We start from the raw sequence: 22,869 nt of genomic DNA, 5'->3' as shown, positions 1-22,869 counted from the left end.
GACCTCTTGCGTGGGGGGACTGCAACGCTCATGTTGCCTTGCATTGCCGAAAAAAACTAAAGTGGCCCTCTTGCCCCCTGTCTGGAGGTCCATCACATGGCCGCACGCTCCATCGCGTCGCTTTCGTTGGGATTCGGTCTGGTCTCGATTCCGGTGCGCCTGTACTCGGCCACCGAAAGTTCGGCGACCATCCATTTCAACCTGCTTGCCAAGGACGGCTCGCGCGTCAAGCAGCAGTACATCTCCGAGCAGTCCGGCGAGGTCGTGCCGAGGGCCGAGATGGTCAAGGGCTACGAATTCGAGAAGGACCGCTACGTCGTCTTCCAGCCCGAGGAGCTCAAGGCGCTGGAGAACAACGCCAGCCACCTGATCGACATCGTCTCCTTCATTCCGGTGGAGGCGGTCGACCCGATCTATTTCGACAAGGCCTACTTCCTCGCCCCCGACAAGCGAGGCGGCAAGCCCTACAACCTGCTCAAGGCGGCCATGCGCGAAAGCGGCCGCTGCGCCCTGGCTCGCTGGGCCTGGAAGGGCAAGCAGTACGTGGTGCAGGTGCGCGCGCAGGAAGAGGGGCTGGTATTGCAGCAGCTGCTCTATGCCGACGAGGTGCGCTCGCTGGCCGACCTGGACATCGAGCAGAGCACGCCGTCGCCGGCCGAGCTCAAGCTGGCCCTGCAGCTCATCGAGCAGATCTCGGCCGACAGCTACGAACCCGCCGAATACGAAGACGACGAGAAGAAGCGCATCCTGGCGGCCATCGACGCCAAGATCGCCGGCCAGGAGGTGGTGGCCATGGAGCACCCCGAGGACCGAGGCGGCGCCGAGGTGATCGACCTGACCGAGATGCTGCGAGCCAGCCTGTCGCGTGCCTCGCGCAGCGGCACCTCCGCACCGGCCAAGCGGGCCGCGAAGGCGGCGCCGGCCGAAGCCGAAGCCGTCGCGCAAGGCACCGGCCCGGCCAAGGGCGCCAGGCGCGCACCCAGCAGCAGCGCCAAGGCGCCCGCCGCACCCCGCGCGCGGGCTGCGGGCGGTTCCAAGAAATAAGTGGCCGACTCTCCCTCGCTGGACAGCACCCACCCCTACACCCTGCGCGGCGTCACGCAGATGCTTGGCCTCACGCGGCATGCGGTGGGCCGGTTGATCGAGCTGGGCTTCGTGCAGCCGGTGCGCTCGGGGCGCTCGCTGCGTTTCTCCTTCCGCGACGTGGTGCTGATGCGCACCGCGCAGGAACTGCGCGCCGCCGACATTCCCACCCGGCAGATCCTGCGTTCGCTGCGGCAGCTGAAGAGCGCCTTGCCGCTGGACACGCCCGCCAGCGCCATCCGCATCCGCGCGGTGGGCGACCGGGTGGCGGTGCGCTGGGGCGACGCGCAGTGGGACGCGGACACCGGCCAGCTGATGATGGATTTCCACGCGGCACTTCCTGCCGCTGCGGTGCACGCCATCGACGGCAAGGCCACGGCGCCCTGCGCCACCGCCGAGCCGCCGCCGGACATCCAGTCCTTGTACGAGCAGGCCGAATCGCTCGAAGGCGGCGAGCCTAAGAAGGCCGAAGCCCTCTACCGCCGCGTGATCGAGGCCGCGCCCGACCATGTGGATGCCTATGCCAACCTGGGCTTCATGATGTGCGAGTCCGGCCGCTTCGCCGAGGCCGCGGCGCTTTATGCACTGGCGCTTCGTCATTGCCCGCAGGCACCGCTGCTGCACTACAACCGCGGCGTGGCGCTCGAATCACTGGGTCATGAAAAGGAGGCGGTGCAGAGCTACGAGGCCTGCCTTCGCCTGGCGCCCGACATGGCCGATGCGCACCAGAACGCCGCGCTGCTGTATGCCCGCGCCGGCGACAAGCAGCGCGCCATCCGTCATTTCAGCGCCTACCGCCGCCTGCAGCCTCGGGGCTGATTCCTCTCAGTGCTTGGCGGCGGCCGCCTTGGGCTTGGGCTTGGCCGGCGCAACGGCCTGCTTGGCAGCCCCCTGCGTCTGCTGGCGCACCTTGCCGCAATCGGTTTCCTCGCCGGGGCCGGTCTCGATCAGGGGAATGAGGGCCGCCAGCGGCGCCGCGGTGGCCAGTGCCGCAATGGCCGCCCCGCGGGCGATCAGGGGGCCCTTCTTCAGTTCGTAGTCGGGGTTGGAGAAACTGCCGTGCAGCCGCACCGGGGTGCGCAGCGAGAACAGGCCCGCGTCCTTGGGCTTGGGCGCCACCGTGATGTCGAACTGCTCCTTGCCGAGGTCGAACCAGCCGTCGCCCAGGATCTGGGTCTGCTCGGTGTCGACGACGAACAGGCTGGACTGCCCGCGGCCGTTCTTCACGTCGAACACCGTGCCGCCGCAGTTGATGACGATGTCCTTGTCCCCGCCGGCCAGCAGCGTCATCACCTTGCCGATGTTCAGGCCGCTGGCGGCGTCCAGAAGGTTGGAGACGCGGCCATTGACGATGGTGGCGGCAATGCGCCCGTTGGACTTGGCCGCCGCGTCGGCAATGGAATTGCCCACGCCCGCCAGGTGCAGCGTCGCGCCTGCCCGGCCCGCGCCCTTGGCGATGGCACTGTCCTTCGGCACGAACTGCCCGAGCTGGATGCCTTGCAGGTTGATCTCCACATCCGACTTGATGATGGGCGCGCGCGCATCCAGCGTGGCGCGGGCCGCAATGGTGCCGCCGGCGAAGCCGAAGTCCACCGGCTGCAGCTTCATCACCGAGTCGCGCAGGCGCAGCGACGCCTTCAGGCTTTCCAGCGGCAGGGTCTTGGGCACCTTCAGGCGAGTGGCCGTGTAGTCGACCTCGGCATCGATCTTCTGCAGGCGGCTGCTCTCGAAGGTGCCGGAAGGCAGCAGGTGTTCGGGGTCCACCGACTTCTGCTTGGCCTTGGCGCTGGGGCGGTCCTGCGTCTCGGTCTGCGAGAGCTTGGGCTTGCCCGCGGTCTCCTTCGTCTCGATGCCCACCAGCGGCCCCAGGTCGGCCATGTCCAGGTTCTTGCTGTGCAGGTCGGCTTGCAGCAGCGGCCGGGGCTCCTGGTCGATGTAGGCGCCCTTGCCGAAGATGTCGGTGGAGCCGATACGCCCGCGCAGGTCGTCCATGGTGTAGCGGTTGCCCTTGAGGATCAGGTGTCCTTCCAGCTTGTACGGCGGCGATGCAGGCAGCGGCAGCAGCAGGAAGGGATAGAGGTTGGCCAGGGTCCTGCCTTCGATGCTCAGTTGCGTGTCGATGCCGCTGATGTTGGCGGCGTCGGCAATGGTGCCTTCCACGCGCACCTTGGTCGTGCCCGCCGCGAGGGTGCCCTGGATGGGGAAGGGCACGCCCGATTCCTGGAAGCTCAGCACCTCGCCGGTCAGGGCCGTGCCAGTGAAGCCCGCACCGTGGTACTTGCCCTGGAACTTGTACTGGGTGGAATAGCGGTCGTTGGTTGGCGCGGCGTCCGCGTCCTTCACCTTTTCCTGCTTGGACGGGTCGAAGGTGCTGGCTTCCACGCCGATCTCGAAGGGCTCGCCGTGGTCGATATAGCGCAGGTGACCATCGTCCACCGACAGCGTGCTGATGCGCAACTTGCTGGGCGAAGTGTCCGAAGGGTCGGAGAGGATCCAGTTCTTGCGGTTGTCGGGCAGGCGCTCGAACAGCAACTCCGGCTTGGTCAGGGCCACGCGCGGCACCAGGATCTTCTCGGGCAGGTCGCGCAGGGCGATCGAGAATTCCACCTGCTCGGCCTTGGCCATCGGCGCGTCTTCCTTGGACCAGTCCGCGTTGCCGAAATACACGTCGCGCATGCGGATGGTGGGCGTGAAGCCCAGCTTCACGTGCAGGTCGGACATGCGGAACTCGCGCTGCGTCTTTTGGGAGACGTAGCGCTCGATGGGCGGTCGCACCCAATTCCAGTCGAAAAGGAGCACCACCAGCACCAGCAGGAGCAGGAGCCCGATCAAGGTCCCGATCACGGGATGGCGGCGCAGGAAGGCAGTGGGTGTCGTTGGCCTGTCCATGGGTCGTTCAGAACGCGCTGCTTGAGAAAGAAGTGCAGCGCCTCGCTTTCAGGATGGCGGCATGCCGACCCCGCCACTGTCGGTCTTCGGGCCTGGCACCTGTGGGACGAATCCGTCGCCGCGGCTCAGGCGCCTTCTTCTTCGGGCAGATGGCAGGCGACGCACAGCTTGTTGCCCTCGGTGTCGCGGAAGTAGGCGCCGTAGTAGTGCGCGTGGTAGTGCGGCCGCAGACCCGGCGGGCCTTCGCAGCGGCCGCCCGCGGCGAGTGCCACCTGGTGGGCGCGCTGCACCATCGCACGTTCGGTTGCGGCGAAGGCGACCATCTGCCCGTTGCCCGGCTCGTGCGGCTGGCCATCGAAAGGCTTGCAGATGACGAAGAGCGGCCGCGTGCCGCCGGCGCTGTGCCACCCCGCCCAGGGTTTGTCGCGCTCGCAGAAGCGCGGCGCAATGCCAAGGCATTCCATCAAAGGCCGGTAGAAGGCCAGCGCGCGATCGAAGTCCTTGACGCTCATGAAGACGTGGGAAAACATCGTGGCTCCAGCAATGGCGCAAAGCGGTGGTGCATTCTCGGGGGGCTGGCCCGCACGAGGTGACGCATTGCCCGAGTGCGGCGCTCATTCATCATCTTGGGGAGACAATCACGCCATGGATCAAGACAGAGACACTCAAGCGCCAACCCCGGCGCCTGACGATGCGCCGGCCACGCAGGCCGGCAGGAACTACGCCCAGGCCTCGCGCGAACCGCTGCCCGACACGCTGGCATCGGCCTCCATCCGCGAAAGCGTTCGCGAAGGCTTGCGCCAGGCGAAGGAACGCGCCTACGCGCAGGATGCAGTCAATGCCTCCGGCAAGAAGATCCGTCCTCCGGGCACCTTCTTCGAAGGCCTGCGCTGGGAAGGCTCGCACTACGTGAGCGACCAGCCGGTGCGTGCCGCGCTGGTGGCGGCTGCCGGCGGCGCCGTGCTGACGGCGCTGCTGATCGCCTTCGTGCGCGGCGGGCGGCGCTGATCAGGCGCCCGCCGCTCGGGCTTCAGGAGATCTTGGAGTCCTGACCCTGGCGCGCGGTGTCCAGGGCATAGAGCGCGGGCTTGTCGTGTGCCACCTTGGGCAGCGTGGCCGCGGCTGATTCTTGCAAGGTGTGGTGGGCGGAGCCGTAGATCTCGCGCTCCAGGCGCTTGGCGCGGTCGGCGTACATGCGCGCCAGCGCGGCGTGATGCTCGGCCGCCGCCTGGTGCTCGAGCCGGGCCATGTGCGCTTCTTCGAGCAACGCCATGGCGCGGCGCAAGTGGCTGTTCCGGTTGAACTGGAAAAAGTTGAACATCACGTTTCCTCCTTTTGGAAGGCTGGGACCAGCGCGTGATGTCACCAGATGTCACGCACTCATCCTGCACTGTTGAGGGCAACTTTCAAAACCAGTGTAGGCCGTTCGCCTCGGCGCGTGTGGGAATGAGTGCTTTATGGCCACAGCGCTTTCGACATACCCAATTCGTCACAGACGCGCTGCAGCGCCTCGCGCGTCGCGGCGAGGTCTTCCTCCAGGCGGGCGACACGGGACTTGAGCGTGGCGACTTCGTCCAGGCCCGGCTCGAAGCTGCGAGGGGCAGCGGCAGGCATGTCGCCCGCGGCGGGCAGGGCGTCCTGCGGAGGAGGGCCGCCCAGCAGATGCGCCCAGCGCTGCTCGCGCGCGCCGGGCAGGCGGGCCAGCTTGACCACCAGCGCGCCCGCCGGCCGTTCGGCCAACTCGTCCAGGAAGGCTTCCACCGACGAGATGTCGGCGAAGTTGTGCATGCGGTCGCAGGCGATGCGCAACTCGCCCGCGGTCTGCGGCCCGCGCAGCATCAGGGCCGTGAGCAGCGCCACGGATTGCGATGGAACGCGCAGCACGCCGTCGATGTTGTGGCCATAGCGGTAGGCGCGGCCGCCACTCGATTCGGTGATCAGGCTGTAGCGCTTGAGGCTTTCCAGGGTCAACTGCGCCTGCGCTTCGCTGACCTCCATCACCGGGTGCCGGCTGGTCTTCTGGTTGCAGCCGGACAGCAGCGAGTTCAGGGTGAGCGGATAGCTGTCGGGCACGGTGCGCTGCTTTTCGGACAGCACGCCGAGCACGCGGATCTCGAGCGGGGACAGGAGAAGGGTGGGGGCGGAGGACATGACGCGATTGTCATGCCGTCCGCCGCGCTATTTCGAAGAAGCCGCCGGCGTCGGCCGCAGCCTTTCGTAGCCGCTCAGTTCCATGAAGCCCTCGCCCTTCGCACTGCCGCTGACGCGCACGGGGCCTTCCCAGTAGATGTTGGCGCTGCTGGCGCTGGCGTCGAATTCGCTGTTGTCGAAGAAGGGCTGGATATGGTGCTCGCCAGTCGGCAGCTGCAGCTTCCAGTCGACCGCGTATTCGATCTTGCTGCGCGGACTGGTCCAGGTTCGCATCGGCGTCAGCGAAACCTCGCCGGGTGCCAGGGGCCGCGACGCGCCGGTGCGCGTGAGGGTGCCGGTGGTGACGATGCCGTGGCCTTCGCGGTCGAAGAGCTGGTAGACCATCACGTCCGAGCCATCCGACAGGTGCAATGCCAGCCAGTTCCACCCCAGGCGGGTGACGTCGAAGTCGCCCCACTGGTGGTCGAACCAGACCGTGCCTTTCAGCGCTTGGGCCGACGCCTGCTTGCCGACGCGGACTTCACCCGTCGCGCTCATGCGCGGGCGCGAGTAGTAGTAGCTGATGCCCGACTCGCCGAAGTCCAGCAGGCCCGGTGTCTGCGAGCCGGAGGCCCGGTGCGCCACCACCGGATGCTCGTCGCGCAGCTGGAGCGTGAGCTCGACACCGTCGAACTCGGTCTTGATCGAATGCATCGGCCCCGAGCCCGAGACCTGCCAGCCGTCCTGCCGGAAGTCGAAACCGGCCTTGTCCAGCTGGGCCGGCAGCCCGGCCGTGCGGCTCTGGCGGGTGTAGCGCTGGCCGGTCTGCAGGTCGGTCATCGCGACCTGCATCACCGTGTGCTTGACCAGGGCGTTGGCCACGAAGACCGCCACGTGGAAGGCGTATCGGTTGCCCGTGGGCTGGGCGTCGAGGATGCCGCTGTAGTACCACCACTCCATGCCCGAGCCGTGGATGGCGTCGTCGGCCGGCAGGTTCAGGGCGGGAAGGGTCGCCGTGCGCTCGGCCGCCGGCTTGGGGCCCGCGCTCCCGGTCAGGCCGACTGGCGGCCCTGGCGGCTCGCCCCGTTCCAGCACGCCGAGGAAATAGAAACCGGCGCCTGCGATGACGGCCAACACAAGCAGGGGAGCCAGGTAGGCGCGTGCGTGGCGCCGGCGTCTTTGTTTCATGGTGTTAGCTTAAGGCCGCTCGAGCGCAAAGGCGACACCCTCCGTCGGCTCCGCGCGACGCGTCCCGCTGGGCCAGAATCGGGCCCCTCCGAACCCATCTTGCAAAAGGAATAGCCCATGACGGCACGGCAGAAGCGACTCATCAGCTCCGGCTCCACCTTCGAGCAGCAGATCGGCTACTCGCGCGCCGTGGTCGTGGGTGAGTGGGTGTTCGTGTCGGGCACCACCGGCTTCGACTACGCGGCCATGACCATCTCGGACGACGTGGTGGCGCAGGCCGAGCAGTGCCTGAAGAACATCGAGGCCGCGCTGCGCGACGCCGGCGCCGGCCTGAACGACGTGGTGCGCGTGACCTACGTGCTGCCCGACGGCGACGACTTCGAGCCCTGCTGGCCGGTGCTGCGCAAGTACTTCGGCGAGGTGCGGCCGGCGGCCATGATGATCTCGGCCGGCCTGGCCGATCCGCGCATGAAGATCGAGATCGAGGTCACGGCCCTGCGCGCCGCCGCCGCCTGAGCCGCAGCGAAGCGCGACACATGGCACGCACCGACTCGCTCTCGCCCTACCTGGCCGACACCCGGCGCCTGGCGGACGTGATCGCCGCCATCCAGGTCATGGGCACCTACAAGTTCTACTGGCAGGATTTCCCGGGCTGGGCCGAGCGCATCTCAGGCGACGCCAGCCAGGCGGCCTACTGGCGCCGCATCTTCGAGGACCATCCCGAGTTCTTCCGCCTGGACGGCGAGCGGCAGGGCGCGGCACTGGTCTGGCGCCGCCAGTACCCCAAGCGCTTCCACGTCGACGAGGAGCGGCGCCTGTCGATGGCCGAGGTGCTCGCACTGGGCGAGGGGGACATGGCGCGCGTGTCGCGCGAGCCCATGTCGGCCGGCGACATCCGGTCGCTGATCGACACCGCCGTCGACCTGCATTCGCGCGCCCTGGACCAGCAGAAGGACCGGCGGTGGTGGCTGCCCCTGGCGACCGCCGTGGCCGCCTTGCTGGGCGCCGTGCTCGGGGCCTGGCTCAAGAGCTTCTAGGGCGGCTCAGCGCAGCATCCAGGCGGCCGCGCCGTCCAGCACTTCCCGGAGCACCTCCGGGTCCTTGCGGCCGGAGCGGACCAGCACGTGGAAGGAATGGTCGGCCTCGACGATCTCCATCAGCGTGACGGAGTCACCGAGCTGCGCAGCCAGCTCCCGCACCAGGCCGATGTCCGCCAGCTTGTCGCGCGTGCCCTGCACGAAGAGCATGGGGATGCGCACCTCGCGCAGGTGCTCGGCACGCGTGGTGGCCGGCGCGCCATCGGTGTGCAGCGGAAAGCCCAGGAACACCAGGCCCTGCACGCCCGGCAGCGCCTGGACCGCCTGGGCCTGCGAGGTCATCCGCCCGCCGAAGGACTTCCCGCCGGCAAACAGGCGCATCCCGGGCAGGGCCTGCGCCGCATGTGCCACGGCCGCGCGCACCGCGGCATGCGCCACGGCGGGCGAATCGGTGCGCTTGCTGCCACGCTCCATGTAGGGGAACTGGTATCGCAGGGTGGCCACGCCGCGCTCGGCCAGCCCCTGGGCGGCCGCGGCCATGAAGGCGTGCGCCATGCCGGCGCCCGCGCCGTGGGCCAGCACATAAATGGCCCTGGCATCGGGAGGAACCAGAAGAAGGCCCGACACGCTGGTGTCGGCGTCGATCTGGATGCGTATGGACTGGGAGTTGCTCATGCTGGACGATTCCTACATTGCGACAAGGGATGCGCGGATTTCGGATTCTTCCCCAGCCGCGCCAGAATGCGCCGCATGGATCTCAGTGAACACACCCTGCGCGCCTTGTTCGACCAGCTTGGTCTGCCGAGCAACGCCGCCGCCATCGACGCTTTCATCGCACAGCACCGGCCCCTGGCCGAGGACATCAAGCTGGCCGATGCGCCTTTCTGGTCCCCGGCGCAGGCGCAGTTCCTGCGGGAAGAATTCGACGGCGACGCCGACTGGATCGAACTGGTCGACCAGCTCAACGTCCGCCTGCGAGCCTAGCCCGTTGTGGTCGATGTGTTGCCGTTGCCGCTGATGGCGATGGTGACCAGCAGGTCGCTGTCCTTCAGCGCATGCAGGCCGTGCGGCACGCCGCCGCCGACGTAGGCGAACTGGCCGGCTGACAGCACGGCCGTCTGGTGCGGCAGGAAGAGCTCGACCTGGCCGCCCAGGCACTGCACCGTGATCGAGCCCGGCACGCTGTGGTCCGGCACCCGCTTGCCGGCGGGCAGCACGATGCGCATCACCTCCAGGTCTTTGGCCTTGAACAGGGCCAGGGTCTTGTCCGGCGTGGTGACTCCGCCCGGCGCGAGCAGGTCGACGACTTCACCCGAGACAGCGTGTGCGATGGCCATGACCGCCAAAGTGTGGTGGCGGCTGCTGCCAAAAGCAAGCCTCAGGCGGCAGCCGTGCAGGCCAGTCGCGCCTCGCGGTGGTCGAGGCTGCGGCTCCACAGCGTCAGCGCAAGGCCGATGACGGTCAGCACCGCGGCCACCCAGCCCAGCGAGGGCAGGCCCGCGCCGTGGCTGATAGCGAGTCCGCCCGCGCCGGCACCCAGCGCGTTGCCCAGGTTGAAGGCGGCGATGTTCAGGCTGGACGCCAGGTTCTGGCCGGCGCCAGACGCCTTGTCCAGCACGCGCATCTGCATCGGTGCCACGGTGGCGAAGCTCACCGCGCCCAGCAGCGCGACGAAGAGGAAGGCGCCGACCGCCGTCTGAAGTGCCAGCGGCATCGCCACCAGCACCAGCGCGAGGGCCGCGAGGCTGCCCATCAGGGCGGGCATCAGGGCCCGGTCGGCCAGCTTGCCGCCGGCGATGTTGCCCACGGCCAGCCCGGCGCCCATGAGCAGCAGGGCCGGCGACACGGCCGATTCCGGCAGGCCCGCCAGGCGGGTCAGCAGCGGCTGCACATAGGTGAAGAGGGCGAACACGCCGGCGAAGCCGAACACCGTGATGGCCAGGCCCAGCAGCACCTGGGGACGGGCGAGCACCGCGAGCTCGTCGCGCAGAGCGACACGCTCGGCCTTCTGCGCGCTGTCGCGCGGCACGAAGACGGCCAGCACCACGAAGGCGATGACCCCGATCACCGCGACCGCCCAGAAGGTGGCGCGCCAGCCGTGGTGCAGGCCCAGCCATGCACCGGCCGGCACGCCCAGCAGCGTGGCGGCGGTCAGGCCGGTGAACATGATGGCGATGGCCGAGGCGCGGCGCTCCGGCGGCACCAGGCCAGTGGCCACCACCGAGCCGACGCCGAAGAAGGTGCCGTGGGCCAGCGAGGTGAGCACGCGGGCCGCGATCAGGCTTTCGTAGGTGGGCGCGATCGCGCAGGCGATGTTGCCCAGCGTGAACACCGCCATCAGCGCCAGCAGCACGGTCTTGTGCGGCAGCTTGCGGGTGGCGATGGTGAGCACCGGGGCGCCGACGGCCACCCCGAGCGCATAGCCCGAGATCAGCAGGCCGGCAGTGGCGATGGAGACATGGAGATCCGCCGAGACCTGCATCAGCAGGCCCATGATGACGAACTCGGTGGTGCCGATGCCAAAGGCACCGGCGGTGAGGGCGAGAAGGGCGATTGGCATGATGCCCTGTACTGTGATGGCGAGGGCCCCTCGTGACTAGAATGCCGCCTGGACCAGCATCCATGAATTGAAGTCACGAATCCACATGCCACGCACCGAGCTCAACCGTTCCGGCGACATGGAGGCCTTCGTGCAGGTGGTGGACCGCGGCAGCTTCTCGGCCGCCGCCGCCGTGCTCGGCATGACGCCTTCGGCGGTGAGCAAGCTCATCGCCCGGCTCGAGGCCCGCCTGGGCACGCGCCTGCTGCACCGTTCCACCCGCAAGCTGCAACTCACGCCCGAGGGGCAGCTCTACTACGAGCGCGCCGTGCGGGTGCTGGCCGACCTGGACGAGGCCGAGCACAGCGCCGCCGCCGACGGAACGCCGCGGGGCCGGGTGAGCATCAACGCCAGCGCCGCCGTCGGCCAGCGCCTGCTGTTGCCGCTGGTGGGGCCGATGCTGCAGATGCATCCGCAGATCCAGCTCGACATCAGCCTCACCGACCGGGTGGTGGACCTGATGGAGGAGCGCGCCGACATCGCCATCCGATGGGGCCGGCTGCCGTCCTCTGACCTGGTGGCGCGCAAGCTGGGCGAAACCGGCCTGGCCATCCTCGGCTCGCCCGGCTACCTGGCCCGCCACGGCACGCCGGCCACGCCGCAGGAACTGCTGGCGCACAACCGGCTGGGCAACACCTTCAGGCGCAGCCAGCCCGACTGGCCGCTGAAGGTCGATGGCCGGCAGCTGGACGTGCCCATCGTCGGCAACGTGCGTGCAGGCGACGGCGAAAGCCTGCGCCAGCTGGTGCTCGACGGGGTGGGGCTGGGCCGGCTTTCCCTTTTCCACGTGCGGGGTGATATAGCGGCGGGCTTGCTTGTTCCGGTGCTGGAGGAGTACAACCCGCACGAGCTCGAGCCGATCCACGCCGTCTACCTGGGCAAGGGAGGCCGATTGCCGGCCCGCGTGCGGGCCGTGCTGGATTTTCTGAGTGCGAGTGTCGACCTGCGCGAGGCCCGATACCTGCCGCGCGCGGATCCTGCTCCGAACGTGCCGCCCAACCGGCGGCGTGCCCATCCTCGCAAGTAGGAAGTGCCAGCAGCATGACAAACACCGAAGGCTTCGCTCTCTTCGACACCCGCTACGGCTGCTGCGGCATCGCCTGGAGCGCACGCGGCATCGTCGGTGTGCAGTTGCCGGAGGCGGACAGCGCCGCCACGCGGGCCCGCATGCGCAAGCGCTTTCCTCAACTGCGCGAAGGCTCGCCCCCGCCCGACGTGCAGGCGGCCATGGCGCGCATCACCCACCTGCTGACCGGCGGCATCGACGACCTGGCCGACGTGGGGCTGGACTGGCACGGCGTTTCCGAATTCCATCGCCGCGTGTACGAGTTCGCCCGCCGCATTCCGCCGGGCGAGACCCGCACCTACGGCGAAGTGGCCAACGCGCTGGGCGACAAGGGCAAGGCGCGCGCGGTGGGGCAGGCGCTGGGCCTCAATCCCTTCGCGCCGGTGGTGCCCTGCCACCGGGTGCTGGCGGCCGGCGGCAAGCCCGGTGGCTTCTCGGCCCACGGCGGGTCGCAGGTCAAGCTGCGCATGCTGGCCGTGGAGGGCGCCGAGGCGGCGGCCATCAACAGCGGCAGCGTGCCGCTGTTCTCGCGCGAGGAAATGCGCCAGCCCTAGGCCCGCCCGCCATCGGCTGCGACCACTGCGCCTGCGTAGCATAGAGCGCCGTGACCCACTGCGCGCCTCGCCATTGAGCGAATGGCGACAATCACGCGATGACTTCCCGACTTCTGCGCATGGCCCTGGTGCTGGGCCTGCTCTCGGCCATCGGGCCATTCGCCATCGACATGTACCTGCCGGCGCTGCCGGCCATCGGCGCCAGCCTGCATGCGGACATCGCCGCGGTGCAGATGAGCCTCACCGTCTTCTTCCTGGCCCTGGGCATCGGCCAGCTGCTGTACGGCCCGGTGTCGGACATGCTGGGACGCAAGCCGCCGCTGTATTTCGGCCTGGCGATGTTCGTGGCAGCCAGCGTGGGCTGCGCGATGGCGCAGAGCGTGGACACCCTGGTGCTGCTGCGCTTCCTGCAGGGCCTGGGTGCGGCGGCCGGCATGGCCATTCCGCGCGCGGTGGTGCGCGACCTGCACACCGGCACCGACGCGGCGCGGCTCATGTCGCTCCTGATGCTGGTGTTCAGCGTTTCGCCGATCCTGGCGCCGCTGGCGGGCAGCGGGGTGATCGCGCTGTCGAGCTGGCGCGGCGTGTTCTGGGTGGTGGCCGTGGCGGGCGTGGCCGGCATCCTGATGATGATGGCGATGCTGCGCGAGACGCGCGGGCCCGAGCACCGGCTGGACAGCAGCCTGGGCGGGGCGCTGCGCGCCTACTGGCTGCTGCTGCGCGACCCGCACTACCTCGGGCTGGTGTTCATCGGCAGCTTCGCGATGGGCGGCTTCTTCGTCTACCTGGCCAATTCCTCCTTCGTCTTCATCGACCACTACGGCCTTACGCCCACGCAGTACAGCCTGGCCTTCGGGGTGAACGCGGCAGGCTTCATCGGCACCTCGCAGTTCACCGGCGCCCTGGGCGAGCGCATCGGCCTGGTGCCGCTGGTGCGGCGCGCGGTGCTGGCCTGCTGCATGGTGATGGTGCTGCTTATGGCCTACTTCCTGGCCGGCGGCGACAACTTCTGGGTGCTGATCGGCCTTTACTTCGCGGCCAGCGCCTTCATGGGCTTCGTGATTCCCACCACCGGCGTGCTCGCCTTGGAAGCGCATGGCGCCATCGCCGGCACCGCCTCTGCGCTGATGGGCACGCTGCAGATGCTCACCGGCGCGCTGATGATGGGCGCCATCGCGGTGTTCACCAACGGCTCGCCCATCGCCATGGTGGCCGGCATGACGCTGGGCGCCGGCATCGCCCTGGTGCTCACCTGGTTCACGCTGGGCAGCGAACGCATGAACGCCTTGCCGGTGCGTCCGTGATGGAAGCGCCGCAGCAGGACGGCCTGCCACAGCCCCAGCGCACGCGCTCGATGATCGTGATCCTGCTGGGGATCGCGGTGGCCGTGCTCGACGGCACCATCGTGAACCTGGCCCTGCCGGGCATCGCGCAGCAGCTGCAGGCCAGCCCCTCGGCCGCCATCTGGGTGGTCAACGCCTACCAGGTGGCCACGCTGGTCCTGCTGCTGCCGCTGGCGGCGCTGGGCGACAAGGTGGGCTACCGGCGCGTGTACCTGGTGGGCATGGCGCTGTTCACCGTCTCCTCGCTGATCGCGACCTTTGCCGATTCACTGGGCACGCTGATCGCCGCGCGGGCGCTGCAGGGGCTGGGCGCGGCCGGCATCATGAGCGTCAACTCGGCGCTGGTGCGGCTGACCTATCCGTCCGCACAGCTGGGGCGCGGCATGGCCAATAACTCGCTGGTGGTCGCGACCGCTTCCGTCGCGGGGCCTTCGGTGGCGGCGGCGATTCTTTCGGTGGCTTCGTGGCCCTGGCTGTTCGCCCTGAACGTGCCACTGGGGCTGCTGGTGCTCGTGCTGGGCATCAAGGCCCTGCCGACCAACGTGGCCAAGGCCAGCGGCGTGCGCTTCTCGCCACTGGACGTGGGCCTGAACGTGCTGATGTTCTCGCTGTTCTTCGTCGGCGCCGACGGCCTGGGCGTGGGCGATGGCGCGGCGCACGGGGCGCCGGCCGTGGCCTGGGGACTGCTGGGCGCGGGCGTGCTGGTGGGCGTGTTCTACATCCAGCGCCAGCGGCGCCAGGCGCTGCCGCTCTTTCCGGTGGACCTGCTGCGCATCCCGGTGTTCGCGCTGTCGATGTGCACCTCGGTGATGGCCTTCTGCGCGCAGATGCTGGCCTACATCGCGCTGCCTTTCCTGCTGCTGGACGTGTACGGCCGCACGCACGTGGAAGCCGGCCTGCTGATCACCGCCTGGCCGCTGGCCATCGTGGTGATGGCGCCGCTGGCGGGGCGGCTCATCGGCCGCTACCCGGACGGCGCGCTGGGCGGCGCGGGGCTGGGCATGATGGCCGCGGGGCTGGCGGCCCTGGCGCTGCTGCCGCAAGCGCCCAGCAACCTGGACATCGCCTGGCGCATGGCGCTGTGCGGCCTGGGCTTCGGGCTGTTCCAGTCGCCCAACAACCACACCATCGTCAGCTCGCCACCCGCGCATCGGGCCGGCGCCGCCAGCGGCATGCTGGGCACGGCGCGGCTGACCGGCCAGACGCTGGGCGCCGTGGTGCTGGCCATCCTGTTCAGCGTATGGGCGCCGCACGGGGGCAAGGGCCCCTTCATCGCCCTGGGCCTGGCAGCGGCATGCGCGACCTTTGCCGCAATCTTCAGTACATTGCGCCTTCGCCAGCCGCCGCTGCACGCCAGCACTTCCTCCACCCATACCTGACGACATCCATGTCCCAGATCGGCAAGCCCCCCTGCGACGATGCGGTCATCGCGATGGGGGCCCGATCGACGGGCTGTCCCCCGGCCGCCAAGCCCTGGGTACTGGTGGCGGCGATCATCGGATCGAGCATGGCCTTCGTGGACGGCACGGTGGTCAACGTGGCGCTGCCGGCCATCCAGCGCGAGCTCGATGCCGATGCCTTCCAGGCGCAGTGGGTGGTGGAGTCCTACGCGCTTTTCCTGGCGGCGCTGCTGCTGGTGGGCGGCGCCATGGGCGACCGCTTCGGGCGACGCAAGGTCTTCGCGCTGGGCGTGGCGATCTTCGCCGGCGCCTCGGTGGCCTGCGCGCTGGCGGCCGACGTGCAGCAGTTGATCGTGGCGCGGGCGGTGCAGGGCGTGGGCGGCGCGCTGCTGGTGCCGGGCAGCCTGGCCCTCATCAGCGCGAACTTCGACGAGAAGGAGCGGGGCAAGGCCATCGGCACCTGGTCGGGCTTCAGCGGCATCACGGCGGCCGTCGGGCCGGTGCTGGGCGGTTTCCTGGTGGACCACTACTCGTGGATCTGGGCCTTCCTGGTCAATGTGCCGCTGGCCATCGTCGTGCTGACGATCACCGCCTGGCACGTGCCGGAAAGCCACGGCGGCGAAAGCTCGCAACCCTTGGACTGGCTGGGCGCGGCGCTGGCCACGCTGGCCCTGGGCGGTGTCGTCTACGCCTTCATCGAGGCGCCGTCGCAGGGATGGGGCGCCGGGGCGGTGCTCGGCGCGTTGGCGATCGGCATTGCTGCAGGCATCGGCTTCGTGCTTTGGGAGATGCGCACGCGTTACCCCATGCTGCCGCTTGCGCTCTTTCGCAACGGCGATTTCAGCGGTGCCAACCTGCTCACGCTGCTGCTCTACGCGGCGCTGGGCGGCGGGCTCTATTTCTTCCCGCTCAACCTCATCCAGGTGCAGGGCTACTCGGCGACCGCGGCCGGCGCTGCGCTGCTGCCCTTCATCCTGATCCTGTTCGCGCTCTCGCGCTGGGCCGGCCAGCTGGTGGACAAGGTGGGCGCCCGGCTGCCTCTGGTCGTGGGGCCGAGCGTCGCCGCGGCCGGCTTCGCGCTGTTCGCGGTGCCGGGTACCGGGGCCAGCTACTGGACCGGCTTCTTCCCGGCGGTGGTGGTGCTGGGCCTGGGCATGGCCATCACCATCGCGCCGCTCACCACCACGGTGATGAACGCGGTGGGCACGGAGGCGGCCGGCATTGCCTCGGGCGTGAACAACGCGGTGTCGCGGGTGGCGGCGGTGCTGGCGATCGCGGTGTTCGGCCTGCTGATGGCCTGGGCCTTCGACGCCCGCCTGGACGCCGGGCTGCGCCAGCTGGCCGCGCCGCCGGAGGTCGTCCAGTTCCTGGCCGGCCAGCGCGCCCGGCTGGCCGAGGCGGCCTTGCCGCCCGGCATCGAAGGCGCGGCAGCGGAGGCGCTGCGCGAGCAGGTCCGCGCGGCCTATGTGTCGGGCTTTCGCTGGATCATGCTGGCGAGCGCCGGGCTGGGGCTTTTGAGCGCGTTCAGCGCGTGGGTGAGCATTGGGAAGGATGGGCGGGCGAGGGCGACCGCCAGGTAGACCCAATTGCCCAATCAGGCTATTTTTGCCATAATGACTCCAATAGCTCAAAGGAGTTTGCCATGTCCAGCCCGCTCATCGACATCGACGACCTGCCGCGCCAGAACGCGTCACAGGTGAAGAACAAGTGGGGCGAGGTGGCGCGCCAGGTCCGGCAAAGCGGCAGCGTGGCCATCACCAACCACTCGGTGGTCGAGATGGTGCTGCTCGACGCGGCCACCTACCAGCGGCTCACCGAAAGCCTGGCTGCCTTGCAGGCACGGGAGCAATCCACGCTCGACGACTTGTCCGAGCGCTTCGACGCCCGCCTGGCCAGCCTGCAGCAGCCCGATGCAGCGGCGCGGGTGGGCGCACTGTTCGAATCCCGCGGCAAGCTCGGCGGCAAGCGGCCCAAGGCCGGCGCCACGCACTGACTGAATGCCCAAGGCACCTGCCGCGCCGCCTCGGCCCTTCATCTTCGTGCTGGCCGGCGTCAACGGCGCCGGCAAGAGCTCGGTAGGCGGGGCCCTGCTGGCCGAGCATGGCCTGAGTTGGTACAACCCCGACAGCTACGCACGCGAACTGGTCGCGCTGCTGGGCATTTCCGTCGGCGAAGCCAACGCACGGGCCTGGGAGCACGGCCGCGCGCAGCTGGAGGCGGCCATCGCGCAGGGCCGCAACTTCGCCTTCGAGACCACCCTGGGCGCGCGCACCATCCCCGACATGCTGGCGCAGGCGGCGAGCACGCACGACATCGTCATGCTCTTTTGCGGCCTGGCTTCGGTGGAGTTGCACATGCAGCGCGTGAAGGCGAGGGTGGCGGCGGGTGGCCACGACATTCCCGAAGCCAAGATCCGCGAACGCTGGAAGGCCTCGCGGCTGAACCTGGTGCGACTGCTGCCGCAGCTGGCCAGGCTCCAGGTGTTCGACAACAGCGTGCACGCCGCGCAGGGCAAGCCCATCCCCGACCCGGTGCTGCTGCTGGAGACGGTGCGCGGCCACGTGACCTACCCGGGCCCCAAGGACCACGAAGCGCTCAACGCCACGCCGGAATGGGCCCGCCCCATCGTGCAGGCCGCCTTCGAGCACCAGGCCGAACTCTCGTCTCCGGTCAAACCACCTGCCGCAAAGCACCGCAAGGTGCTCCAATAGCCCTCCGCGCGGCAACGGCGCCGCCGCGAGCGAGCAAAAAAAGGACAGAGACATGAGCTTCCAGGCGATCGTCATCGACAAGGACGAGAACGCGCGCTACCGGGCCGAGCTGCGCCCCCTGTCGGACCAGGCCCTGCCCGAAGGCGACGTGACGGTGGGCGTGCAGTACTCCACCATCAACTACAAGGACGGCCTGGCCATCACCGGCAAGGCACCCGTGGTGCGCAAGTTCCCGCTGGTGGCGGGCATCGACTTCTCCGGCGTGGTGGAGCAGAGCTCGCACCCCGCCTGGAAGCCCGGCGACCGCGTGATTCTCAACGGCTGGGGCGTGGGCGAGTCGCACAGCGGCGGCCTCTCGCAGCTGGCCCGCGTCAAGGGCGACTGGCTGGTGCCGCTGCCCGATGGACTGAACGCCCGACAGGCCATGGCCATCGGCACCGCGGGCTACACCGCCATGCTGTGCGTGATGGCACTGGAGCGCCATGGCCTGAAGCCGCACGACGGCGACATCCTGGTCACCGGTGCCAGCGGCGGCGTGGGGACCATCGCGATCTCGCTGCTCAGCAAGTTGGGCTTCCGCGTGCTGGCCTCCACCGGCCGGACGGCCGAGGCCGACTTCCTCAAGCAGTTGGGCGCGGCCGAGGTGATCGACCGTGCGGAGCTGTCATCGCCGGGCAAGCCGCTGGGCAAGGAGCGCTGGGCCGGTGTGGTCGATTCGGTGGGCAGCCACACGCTGGCCAATGCCTGCGCCGGCACCCGCTACCGCGGCGCGGTGGCGGCCTGCGGCCTGGCGCAGGGCATGGACTTCCCCGGCAGCGTCGCGCCCTTCATCCTGCGCGGCGTCACGCTCTACGGCATCGACAGCGTGATGGCGCCCAAGCCCCTGCGCCGCGAGGCCTGGATGCGCCTGGCGCGCGACCTGGACCTGGCCAAGCTGGAGGCGCTCACCCACGAGGTCACGCTGGGCGAGGCAATCAAGGCCGCGGAGGACATCCTGGCGGGCAGGATTCGCGGCCGTGTGGTGGTGGACGTGTCACGCGGCTGAGACAGCCGCGCCGCTTCACGCACCTGTCATCCGCGGTCCCTACCGTGGGCCGCTCGTCCAACCAACCGAGGAGACGGAGCATGACCCCTGTGAAGACGACCGGAAGGAAATTCGGCCTGGCGATGCTGGGCCTGGGCCTGTTCGTGGCGAGCGCACTGCCCGCAGCCGCGCATGAAGAGGAGCGCGGCCGCCGCCGCGCCGACAACGCACCGCTGGTGATCGGCCACCGCGGCGGCGCCAACGGCTACCTGCCCGAGCACACGCTGGAAACCTACGCGCTGGGCATCGAGCTGGGCGCCGACTACATCGAGCCCGACCTGGTGGCCACCAAGGACGGCCACCTGATCGCGCGGCACGAGCCCAACCTGATCGACACCACCAACGTGAAGGACCTGCCGCAGTTCGCCTCGCGGCGCAAGACGGTGATGCTGGACGGCGTGGCCACCGACGGCTTCTTCGCCAGCGACTTCACGCTGGCCGAGATCAAGCAGCTGCGCGCGGTGCAGTCCTTTCCCGAGCGCGACCAGGCCTTCAACGGCAAGTTCAAGATCCCGACGCTCTCCGAGGTGATCGAGCTGGCCAAGCGCAAGTCGCGCGAGGAAGGGCGCCGCATCGGCATCTATCCCGAGACCAAGCATCCCACCTACCACCAGGGCATCGGGCTGCCGCTGGAAGACCGACTGCTCGCCATCCTGCAGCAGGCCGGCTGGAACCACCGCAACGCGCCGGTGTTCATCCAGTCCTTCGAGACGGCCAACCTGCGCTACCTGCGCAGCAGGACCAGCGTGCGCCTGATCCAGCTGGTGGACGCCAACGACGTCAAGCCCGACGGCTCCATGGACCTGACGGCGCCCTACGACAAGCCCTACGACTGGGTGGTGTCCAACCGCGCCGGCACTTTCGCCGACCTGCTGACGCCCGCGGGCCTGCAGGAAGTGCGCGGCTATGCCGACGGCATCGGCCCCTGGAAGCCCTACCTGATCCCCAGTGCCTGCAAGACCGTGGCGAAGGGTGCCTGCGCCGACGCCAACGGCGACGGCCTGGTGGACGAGCGCGACCGCGTGCTGCTGCCGGTGACCCCGGTCATCAACAACGCCCACCGCCTGGGCCTGCTGGTGCATCCCTACACCTTCCGCAGCGAGCAGAAGCGACTGACCGGCACCTTCAAGGAGAACCCGGTCAACGAGTACCTGGCCTTCTACGAGGCCGGCGTCGACGGGCTGTTCAGCGACTTCGCCGACACGGCCGTGGCGGCCCGTGCGATGTTCCTGCTCAAGCACGACCCGGACTACGCGGCCTGCCTGCTGAACTCGCGCAGGTGCGAGCGCAACAACGACTGAGCGGGCGTCCTCGTCAGCCGTAGGCTGGCGCCAAGTCGCGCCGCAAACGGCTGCTGGCGCTGTCCACCGCGAACACCAGCAGGAACATGGCGCCGATCACGCTCGCCGCCTGGGCCTGCTGGAAGAGCGAGAGGTGGAAGTACAGCATCTGCCCCAGGCCGCCCGCGCCCACGAAGCCCAGCACCGCCGCCATGCGGATGTTCATCTCCCAGCGGTAGAGGCTGTAGGCCAGCCACTGCGGCCAGGCCAGCGGGAGGCTGCCGTAGGCGAAGGCGGGCAGGGCGCTGCTGCCGGCCTCGCGCAGGGCGCGCTCCGCATCCACCGGCACGTTCTCCAGCGTCTCGCCGAACAGGCGCCCCAGCACCCCGGTGGTGTGCAGCGCCAGGGCCAGCACGCCCGCGAAGGGTCCCAGGCCCACGGCCAGCACCATCAGCGCGGCCCAGACCAGTTCCGGCACGCTGCGCAGCAGGTTGAGCAGGAAGCGGATCGCCCGCTGCGCCGCAGGCCCGAAGCGCCCGGAGGCGGGCAGCGCGAAGAGCGCACCCGCGCCCATGGCCAGCAACGTGCCCAGGGCCGACACCGCCAGCGTCTGCAGCGCGCCCCAGCCCACCTTGCCCAGGAAGTCGCGCGAGATGTCGGGCGGAAAGAACTCGGCCACGAAGCGGCCCATGGAGGCCAGCGACTGGCGCGAGACCAGCGCCCCGAAGTCGATGGCCAGGTAGGCGAAGCTGGCCGCCACGGCCGCCAGCACCAGGCCGAGCGTGAGGAGGCAGCGCACGCAGACGGCGGGGCGCTGGAGCATCGGCGCCGCGTTCATGCCAGCACCTTGCGCAGCATCGCGCTCAAGCCGTCGGCCAGCAGCACCAGCAGCAGGAAGACCAGCAGGATGGTGCTGGCCTCGCCGCCGTTGAGCATCTTCATGGACTGGTCCATGAGCTGGCCCAGCCCGCCCGCGCCAACGAATCCCATCACCACCGAGGCGCGCACCGCGCATTCCCATCGGTACACGGTGTAGGAGGCCAGTTCCTGCGCCGCACCGGGCAGCATGCCGTAGCACAGCGCCGCAATGCGCCCGCTGCCGGCCGCGAGGAGCGCGCGAGCCGGGCGGGTGTCCTGCGATTCCAGGATCTCGGCATACACCTTGCCCAACATGCCGCCGTAGGTGACGGCCAGGGCCAGCACGCCGGCCGCGGGGCCCAGGCCGAAGGCGCGCACCAGCATCAGGGCCCACACCAGCTCGGGGATGGCCCGCAGCATTGTGAGCAGGCCGCGCACAGCAGTGCGGATCAGCCCGCCTCGCCAGCGGCCCGGTCCGGGCCCGATGCGCGAGACGGACAGCGACTGCGTCATCGCGAAGGCCAGCGGCAGCGCGATGATGAAGGCCAGCGCCACGCCGGCCGTGGCCATGGCGAGCGTCTCCACCGTGGCCTTGGCCAGCAGCGCGAGGAAGCCCGGTTCGAACGAGGGCGGGAAGAAGCCGGCGAGGAAGCCACCCATCACCCGCAGGCTGTTGCCGTCGAAGAGGGCGGCGGGATCGAACTCGGCCAGGCGCAGCATCGGCCACAGCACGACCAGCGCGACGAGCAGCGCACTCAGCCGCGATCGCAGGAGCGGATCGCGTGGCGCGGCAACGGGCAAGGCGGCGGACAAGGGGTGGTCCTTCAGCGGCACATGTCGGCCGGCAGCAGCGCCGAAGCCGGCGTCGCATGCGCGTCCTGCGCCTGCGTGGGCACCACGCCGCCCTCGGTGGCGTAGAGCTCGCTCAGCGTGGCCGCGTCCACCTCGGCGGCGGGCCGGTCGAACATCAGGCGGCCCTCGCGCAGGCCGACGATGCGGTCGAAGCGCCGCAGGGCCAGGTCCACCGCATGCAGCGAGGCGACCAGCGTGGCGCCGGTCTGCTCGCTCTGCGCCACCAGCTCGCGCAGCGCAGCATCGGCCAGGGACGGGTCCAGCGCGGACACCGGCTCGTCGGCCAGGATCAGTTCGGGCGACTGGTAGAGCACCCGTGCAATGCCCACGCGTTGCAGCTGGCCGCCCGACAGGCGGTCGCATCGCTCGAAGAGGCGATCGCCCAGCTCGAGCCGGGCCAAGGCTGCCTGCGCGCCGCCCGCATCGACCGGCCGCAGCAGCGAGACCAGCGCGCGCCGCGTGCTCCACTGGCCCAGGCGGCCCGCCAGCACGGCTGTCACCACGCGAAGCCGCTGCGGAATGGGCGCTGTCTGGTGAACGACACCGATGCGGGCGCGCAGCGCCTTGAGCCGCCGCGCATCCAGCGACCAGGGGTCGATGCCCAGCACCTCGATGCGGCCTTCGCTCACCCGCTGGGAGGTCGCGGCCAGGCGCAGCAGGCTGGTCTTGCCGGCCCCCGAGGGGCCGATGACCGCCACGCGCTCGCCACGGGCCACCGACAGCTGCAGCGGATGCAGCGCGCGATGCCCGTTGGCATGGACGAAGCCGACGCCGTGCAGTGCCAGCGTCAAGGCG

At 69.6% G+C, this 22,869-nt stretch carries 26 protein-coding genes; 15 read left to right on the top strand and 11 right to left on the bottom strand.

The genetic code is table 11. The annotated features are described in order from the left end of the window. The first annotated feature begins 96 nt into the window (after nucleotides 1-96). Nucleotides 97-1,044, top strand: a complete 948-nt coding sequence (locus BM345_RS21815; RefSeq protein WP_093383582.1) for a non-homologous end joining protein Ku — start codon at nucleotides 97-99, stop codon at nucleotides 1,042-1,044. After that, nucleotides 1,045-1,902 (top strand): tetratricopeptide repeat protein, encoded by an 858-nt coding sequence (locus BM345_RS21810; RefSeq protein WP_093383579.1) that lies wholly within the window; start codon nucleotides 1,045-1,047, stop codon nucleotides 1,900-1,902. It abuts the gene before it with no gap. 6 nt (nucleotides 1,903-1,908) lie between these two features. Here BM345_RS21810 and BM345_RS21805 read toward each other — a convergent pair whose 3' ends face one another. Continuing rightward, on the bottom strand, nucleotides 1,909-3,972 hold the full coding sequence (locus BM345_RS21805; RefSeq protein WP_093383577.1) for an AsmA family protein: 2,064 nt from the start codon (nucleotides 3,970-3,972) through the stop codon (nucleotides 1,909-1,911). A 125-nt stretch (nucleotides 3,973-4,097) separates the two neighbouring features. Beyond that, entirely contained in the window at nucleotides 4,098-4,502 is a 405-nt protein-coding gene (locus BM345_RS21800) for a VOC family protein (RefSeq protein WP_093383574.1), read from the bottom strand. Between the two features lie 115 nt (nucleotides 4,503-4,617). Between BM345_RS21800 and BM345_RS21795 the strand changes: the two genes are divergently transcribed. Then, nucleotides 4,618-4,980, top strand: a complete 363-nt coding sequence (locus tag BM345_RS21795; protein ID WP_093383572.1) for a hypothetical protein — start codon at nucleotides 4,618-4,620, stop codon at nucleotides 4,978-4,980. A 22-nt stretch (nucleotides 4,981-5,002) separates the two neighbouring features. On the opposite strand, the gene BM345_RS21790 is transcribed toward BM345_RS21795, so the two are convergent. The 3 genes from BM345_RS21790 to BM345_RS21780 all read right to left on the bottom strand — a co-directional run bounded on the left by BM345_RS21790 (nucleotide 5,003) and on the right by BM345_RS21780 (nucleotide 7,290). Beyond that, nucleotides 5,003-5,293: a hypothetical protein gene (locus BM345_RS21790; RefSeq protein WP_093383569.1), complete on the bottom strand. Its 291-nt coding sequence runs from the start codon at nucleotides 5,291-5,293 to the stop codon at nucleotides 5,003-5,005. A 134-nt stretch (nucleotides 5,294-5,427) separates the two neighbouring features. Continuing rightward, nucleotides 5,428-6,123: a YceH family protein gene (locus BM345_RS21785; protein ID WP_093383567.1), complete on the bottom strand. Its 696-nt coding sequence runs from the start codon at nucleotides 6,121-6,123 to the stop codon at nucleotides 5,428-5,430. A 27-nt stretch (nucleotides 6,124-6,150) separates the two neighbouring features. Continuing rightward, nucleotides 6,151-7,290, bottom strand: a complete 1,140-nt coding sequence (locus BM345_RS21780; RefSeq protein ID WP_093383564.1) for a lipocalin family protein — start codon at nucleotides 7,288-7,290, stop codon at nucleotides 6,151-6,153. A gap of 117 nt (nucleotides 7,291-7,407) precedes the next feature. Between BM345_RS21780 and BM345_RS21775 the strand changes: the two genes are divergently transcribed. Together BM345_RS21775 and BM345_RS21770 are read left to right on the top strand one after the other, a co-directional pair. Then, nucleotides 7,408-7,806, top strand: a complete 399-nt coding sequence (locus BM345_RS21775; protein WP_093383561.1) for a RidA family protein — start codon at nucleotides 7,408-7,410, stop codon at nucleotides 7,804-7,806. Between the two features lie 20 nt (nucleotides 7,807-7,826). Continuing rightward, nucleotides 7,827-8,327 carry a hypothetical protein gene (locus BM345_RS21770; protein WP_217654018.1) on the top strand — a complete coding sequence of 167 codons (501 nt, stop codon included), beginning with the start codon at nucleotides 7,827-7,829 and terminating at the stop codon, nucleotides 8,325-8,327. A gap of 6 nt (nucleotides 8,328-8,333) precedes the next feature. Here BM345_RS21770 and BM345_RS21765 read toward each other — a convergent pair whose 3' ends face one another. Further along, complete coding sequence (locus tag BM345_RS21765) at nucleotides 8,334-9,002, bottom strand: alpha/beta hydrolase family protein (RefSeq protein WP_093383559.1); 669 nt, start codon at nucleotides 9,000-9,002, stop codon at nucleotides 8,334-8,336. A 75-nt stretch (nucleotides 9,003-9,077) separates the two neighbouring features. Here BM345_RS21765 and BM345_RS21760 point away from each other — a divergent pair, with 75 nt between their 5' ends. Continuing rightward, the gene (locus BM345_RS21760) at nucleotides 9,078-9,311 is read left to right on the top strand and encodes a DUF2789 domain-containing protein (protein ID WP_093383822.1); all 234 of its coding nucleotides are present in this window, start codon (nucleotides 9,078-9,080) and stop codon (nucleotides 9,309-9,311) included. Here BM345_RS21760 and BM345_RS21755 read toward each other — a convergent pair. Both BM345_RS21755 and BM345_RS21750 read right to left on the bottom strand, forming a co-directional pair. Beyond that, complete coding sequence (locus tag BM345_RS21755; protein WP_093383556.1) at nucleotides 9,308-9,664, bottom strand: cupin domain-containing protein; 357 nt, start codon at nucleotides 9,662-9,664, stop codon at nucleotides 9,308-9,310. The two genes, BM345_RS21760 and BM345_RS21755, sit on opposite strands and share 4 nt — an antisense overlap. A gap of 41 nt (nucleotides 9,665-9,705) precedes the next feature. Next, complete coding sequence (locus BM345_RS21750) at nucleotides 9,706-10,887, bottom strand: MFS transporter (protein WP_093383554.1); 1,182 nt, start codon at nucleotides 10,885-10,887, stop codon at nucleotides 9,706-9,708. A gap of 85 nt (nucleotides 10,888-10,972) precedes the next feature. Between BM345_RS21750 and BM345_RS21745 the strand changes: the two genes are divergently transcribed. The 9 genes from BM345_RS21745 (at nucleotide 10,973) to BM345_RS21705 (ending at nucleotide 20,385) form a co-directional block, all read left to right on the top strand. After that, nucleotides 10,973-11,953: a LysR family transcriptional regulator gene (locus BM345_RS21745; RefSeq protein WP_093383551.1), complete on the top strand. Its 981-nt coding sequence runs from the start codon at nucleotides 10,973-10,975 to the stop codon at nucleotides 11,951-11,953. Nucleotides 11,954-11,967: 14 nt separating this feature from the next. Then, nucleotides 11,968-12,546, top strand: coding sequence for a methylated-DNA--[protein]-cysteine S-methyltransferase (locus tag BM345_RS21740; RefSeq protein WP_093383548.1), 579 nt, complete (start codon nucleotides 11,968-11,970; stop codon nucleotides 12,544-12,546). Nucleotides 12,547-12,665: 119 nt separating this feature from the next. After that, nucleotides 12,666-13,850, top strand: coding sequence for a multidrug effflux MFS transporter (locus BM345_RS21735; RefSeq protein WP_093383546.1), 1,185 nt, complete (start codon nucleotides 12,666-12,668; stop codon nucleotides 13,848-13,850). Next, nucleotides 13,850-15,268 carry an MFS transporter gene (locus tag BM345_RS21730; RefSeq protein ID WP_093383543.1) on the top strand — a complete coding sequence of 473 codons (1,419 nt, stop codon included), beginning with the start codon at nucleotides 13,850-13,852 and terminating at the stop codon, nucleotides 15,266-15,268. Before BM345_RS21735 ends, BM345_RS21730 begins: the two co-directional genes overlap by 1 nt. A gap of 8 nt (nucleotides 15,269-15,276) precedes the next feature. Then, entirely contained in the window at nucleotides 15,277-16,869 is a 1,593-nt protein-coding gene (locus tag BM345_RS21725) for an MFS transporter (protein ID WP_093383541.1), read from the top strand. 62 nt (nucleotides 16,870-16,931) lie between these two features. Then, nucleotides 16,932-17,282 (top strand): type II toxin-antitoxin system prevent-host-death family antitoxin, encoded by a 351-nt coding sequence (locus BM345_RS21720; protein ID WP_093383539.1) that lies wholly within the window; start codon nucleotides 16,932-16,934, stop codon nucleotides 17,280-17,282. A gap of 4 nt (nucleotides 17,283-17,286) precedes the next feature. Next, complete coding sequence (locus tag BM345_RS21715) at nucleotides 17,287-18,000, top strand: ATPase (protein WP_254789888.1); 714 nt, start codon at nucleotides 17,287-17,289, stop codon at nucleotides 17,998-18,000. A 52-nt stretch (nucleotides 18,001-18,052) separates the two neighbouring features. Beyond that, a complete protein-coding gene (locus tag BM345_RS21710) occupies nucleotides 18,053-19,045 on the top strand; it encodes an acrylyl-CoA reductase (NADPH) (RefSeq protein WP_093383537.1) in 993 nt (330 codons plus the stop codon). Nucleotides 19,046-19,125: 80 nt separating this feature from the next. Then, a complete protein-coding gene (locus BM345_RS21705) occupies nucleotides 19,126-20,385 on the top strand; it encodes a glycerophosphodiester phosphodiesterase (RefSeq protein WP_254789886.1) in 1,260 nt (419 codons plus the stop codon). A 13-nt stretch (nucleotides 20,386-20,398) separates the two neighbouring features. On the opposite strand, the gene phnE is transcribed toward BM345_RS21705, so the two are convergent. Genes phnE through BM345_RS21690 form a run of 3 tightly spaced genes read right to left on the bottom strand, consistent with a single transcriptional unit; the run spans nucleotide 20,399 to nucleotide 22,865 of the window. Then, on the bottom strand, nucleotides 20,399-21,202 hold the full coding sequence (gene phnE, locus BM345_RS21700) for a phosphonate ABC transporter, permease protein PhnE (RefSeq protein ID WP_093383532.1): 804 nt from the start codon (nucleotides 21,200-21,202) through the stop codon (nucleotides 20,399-20,401). Further along, nucleotides 21,199-22,035, bottom strand: coding sequence for a PhnE/PtxC family ABC transporter permease (locus tag BM345_RS21695; protein WP_254789884.1), 837 nt, complete (start codon nucleotides 22,033-22,035; stop codon nucleotides 21,199-21,201). Before BM345_RS21695 ends, phnE begins: the two co-directional genes overlap by 4 nt. An 11-nt stretch (nucleotides 22,036-22,046) precedes the next feature. Then, entirely contained in the window at nucleotides 22,047-22,865 is an 819-nt protein-coding gene (locus BM345_RS21690; protein ID WP_093383530.1) for a phosphonate ABC transporter ATP-binding protein, read from the bottom strand. Nucleotides 22,866-22,869: the final 4 nt, after the last annotated feature.

The organism is Variovorax sp. OV329, assembly GCF_900114785.1.
GTDB lineage: Bacteria > Pseudomonadota > Gammaproteobacteria > Burkholderiales > Burkholderiaceae_C > Variovorax.
The sequence above is the reverse complement of the archived record's forward strand: the minus strand, read 5'-3'. Positions and strand labels throughout refer to the sequence as shown.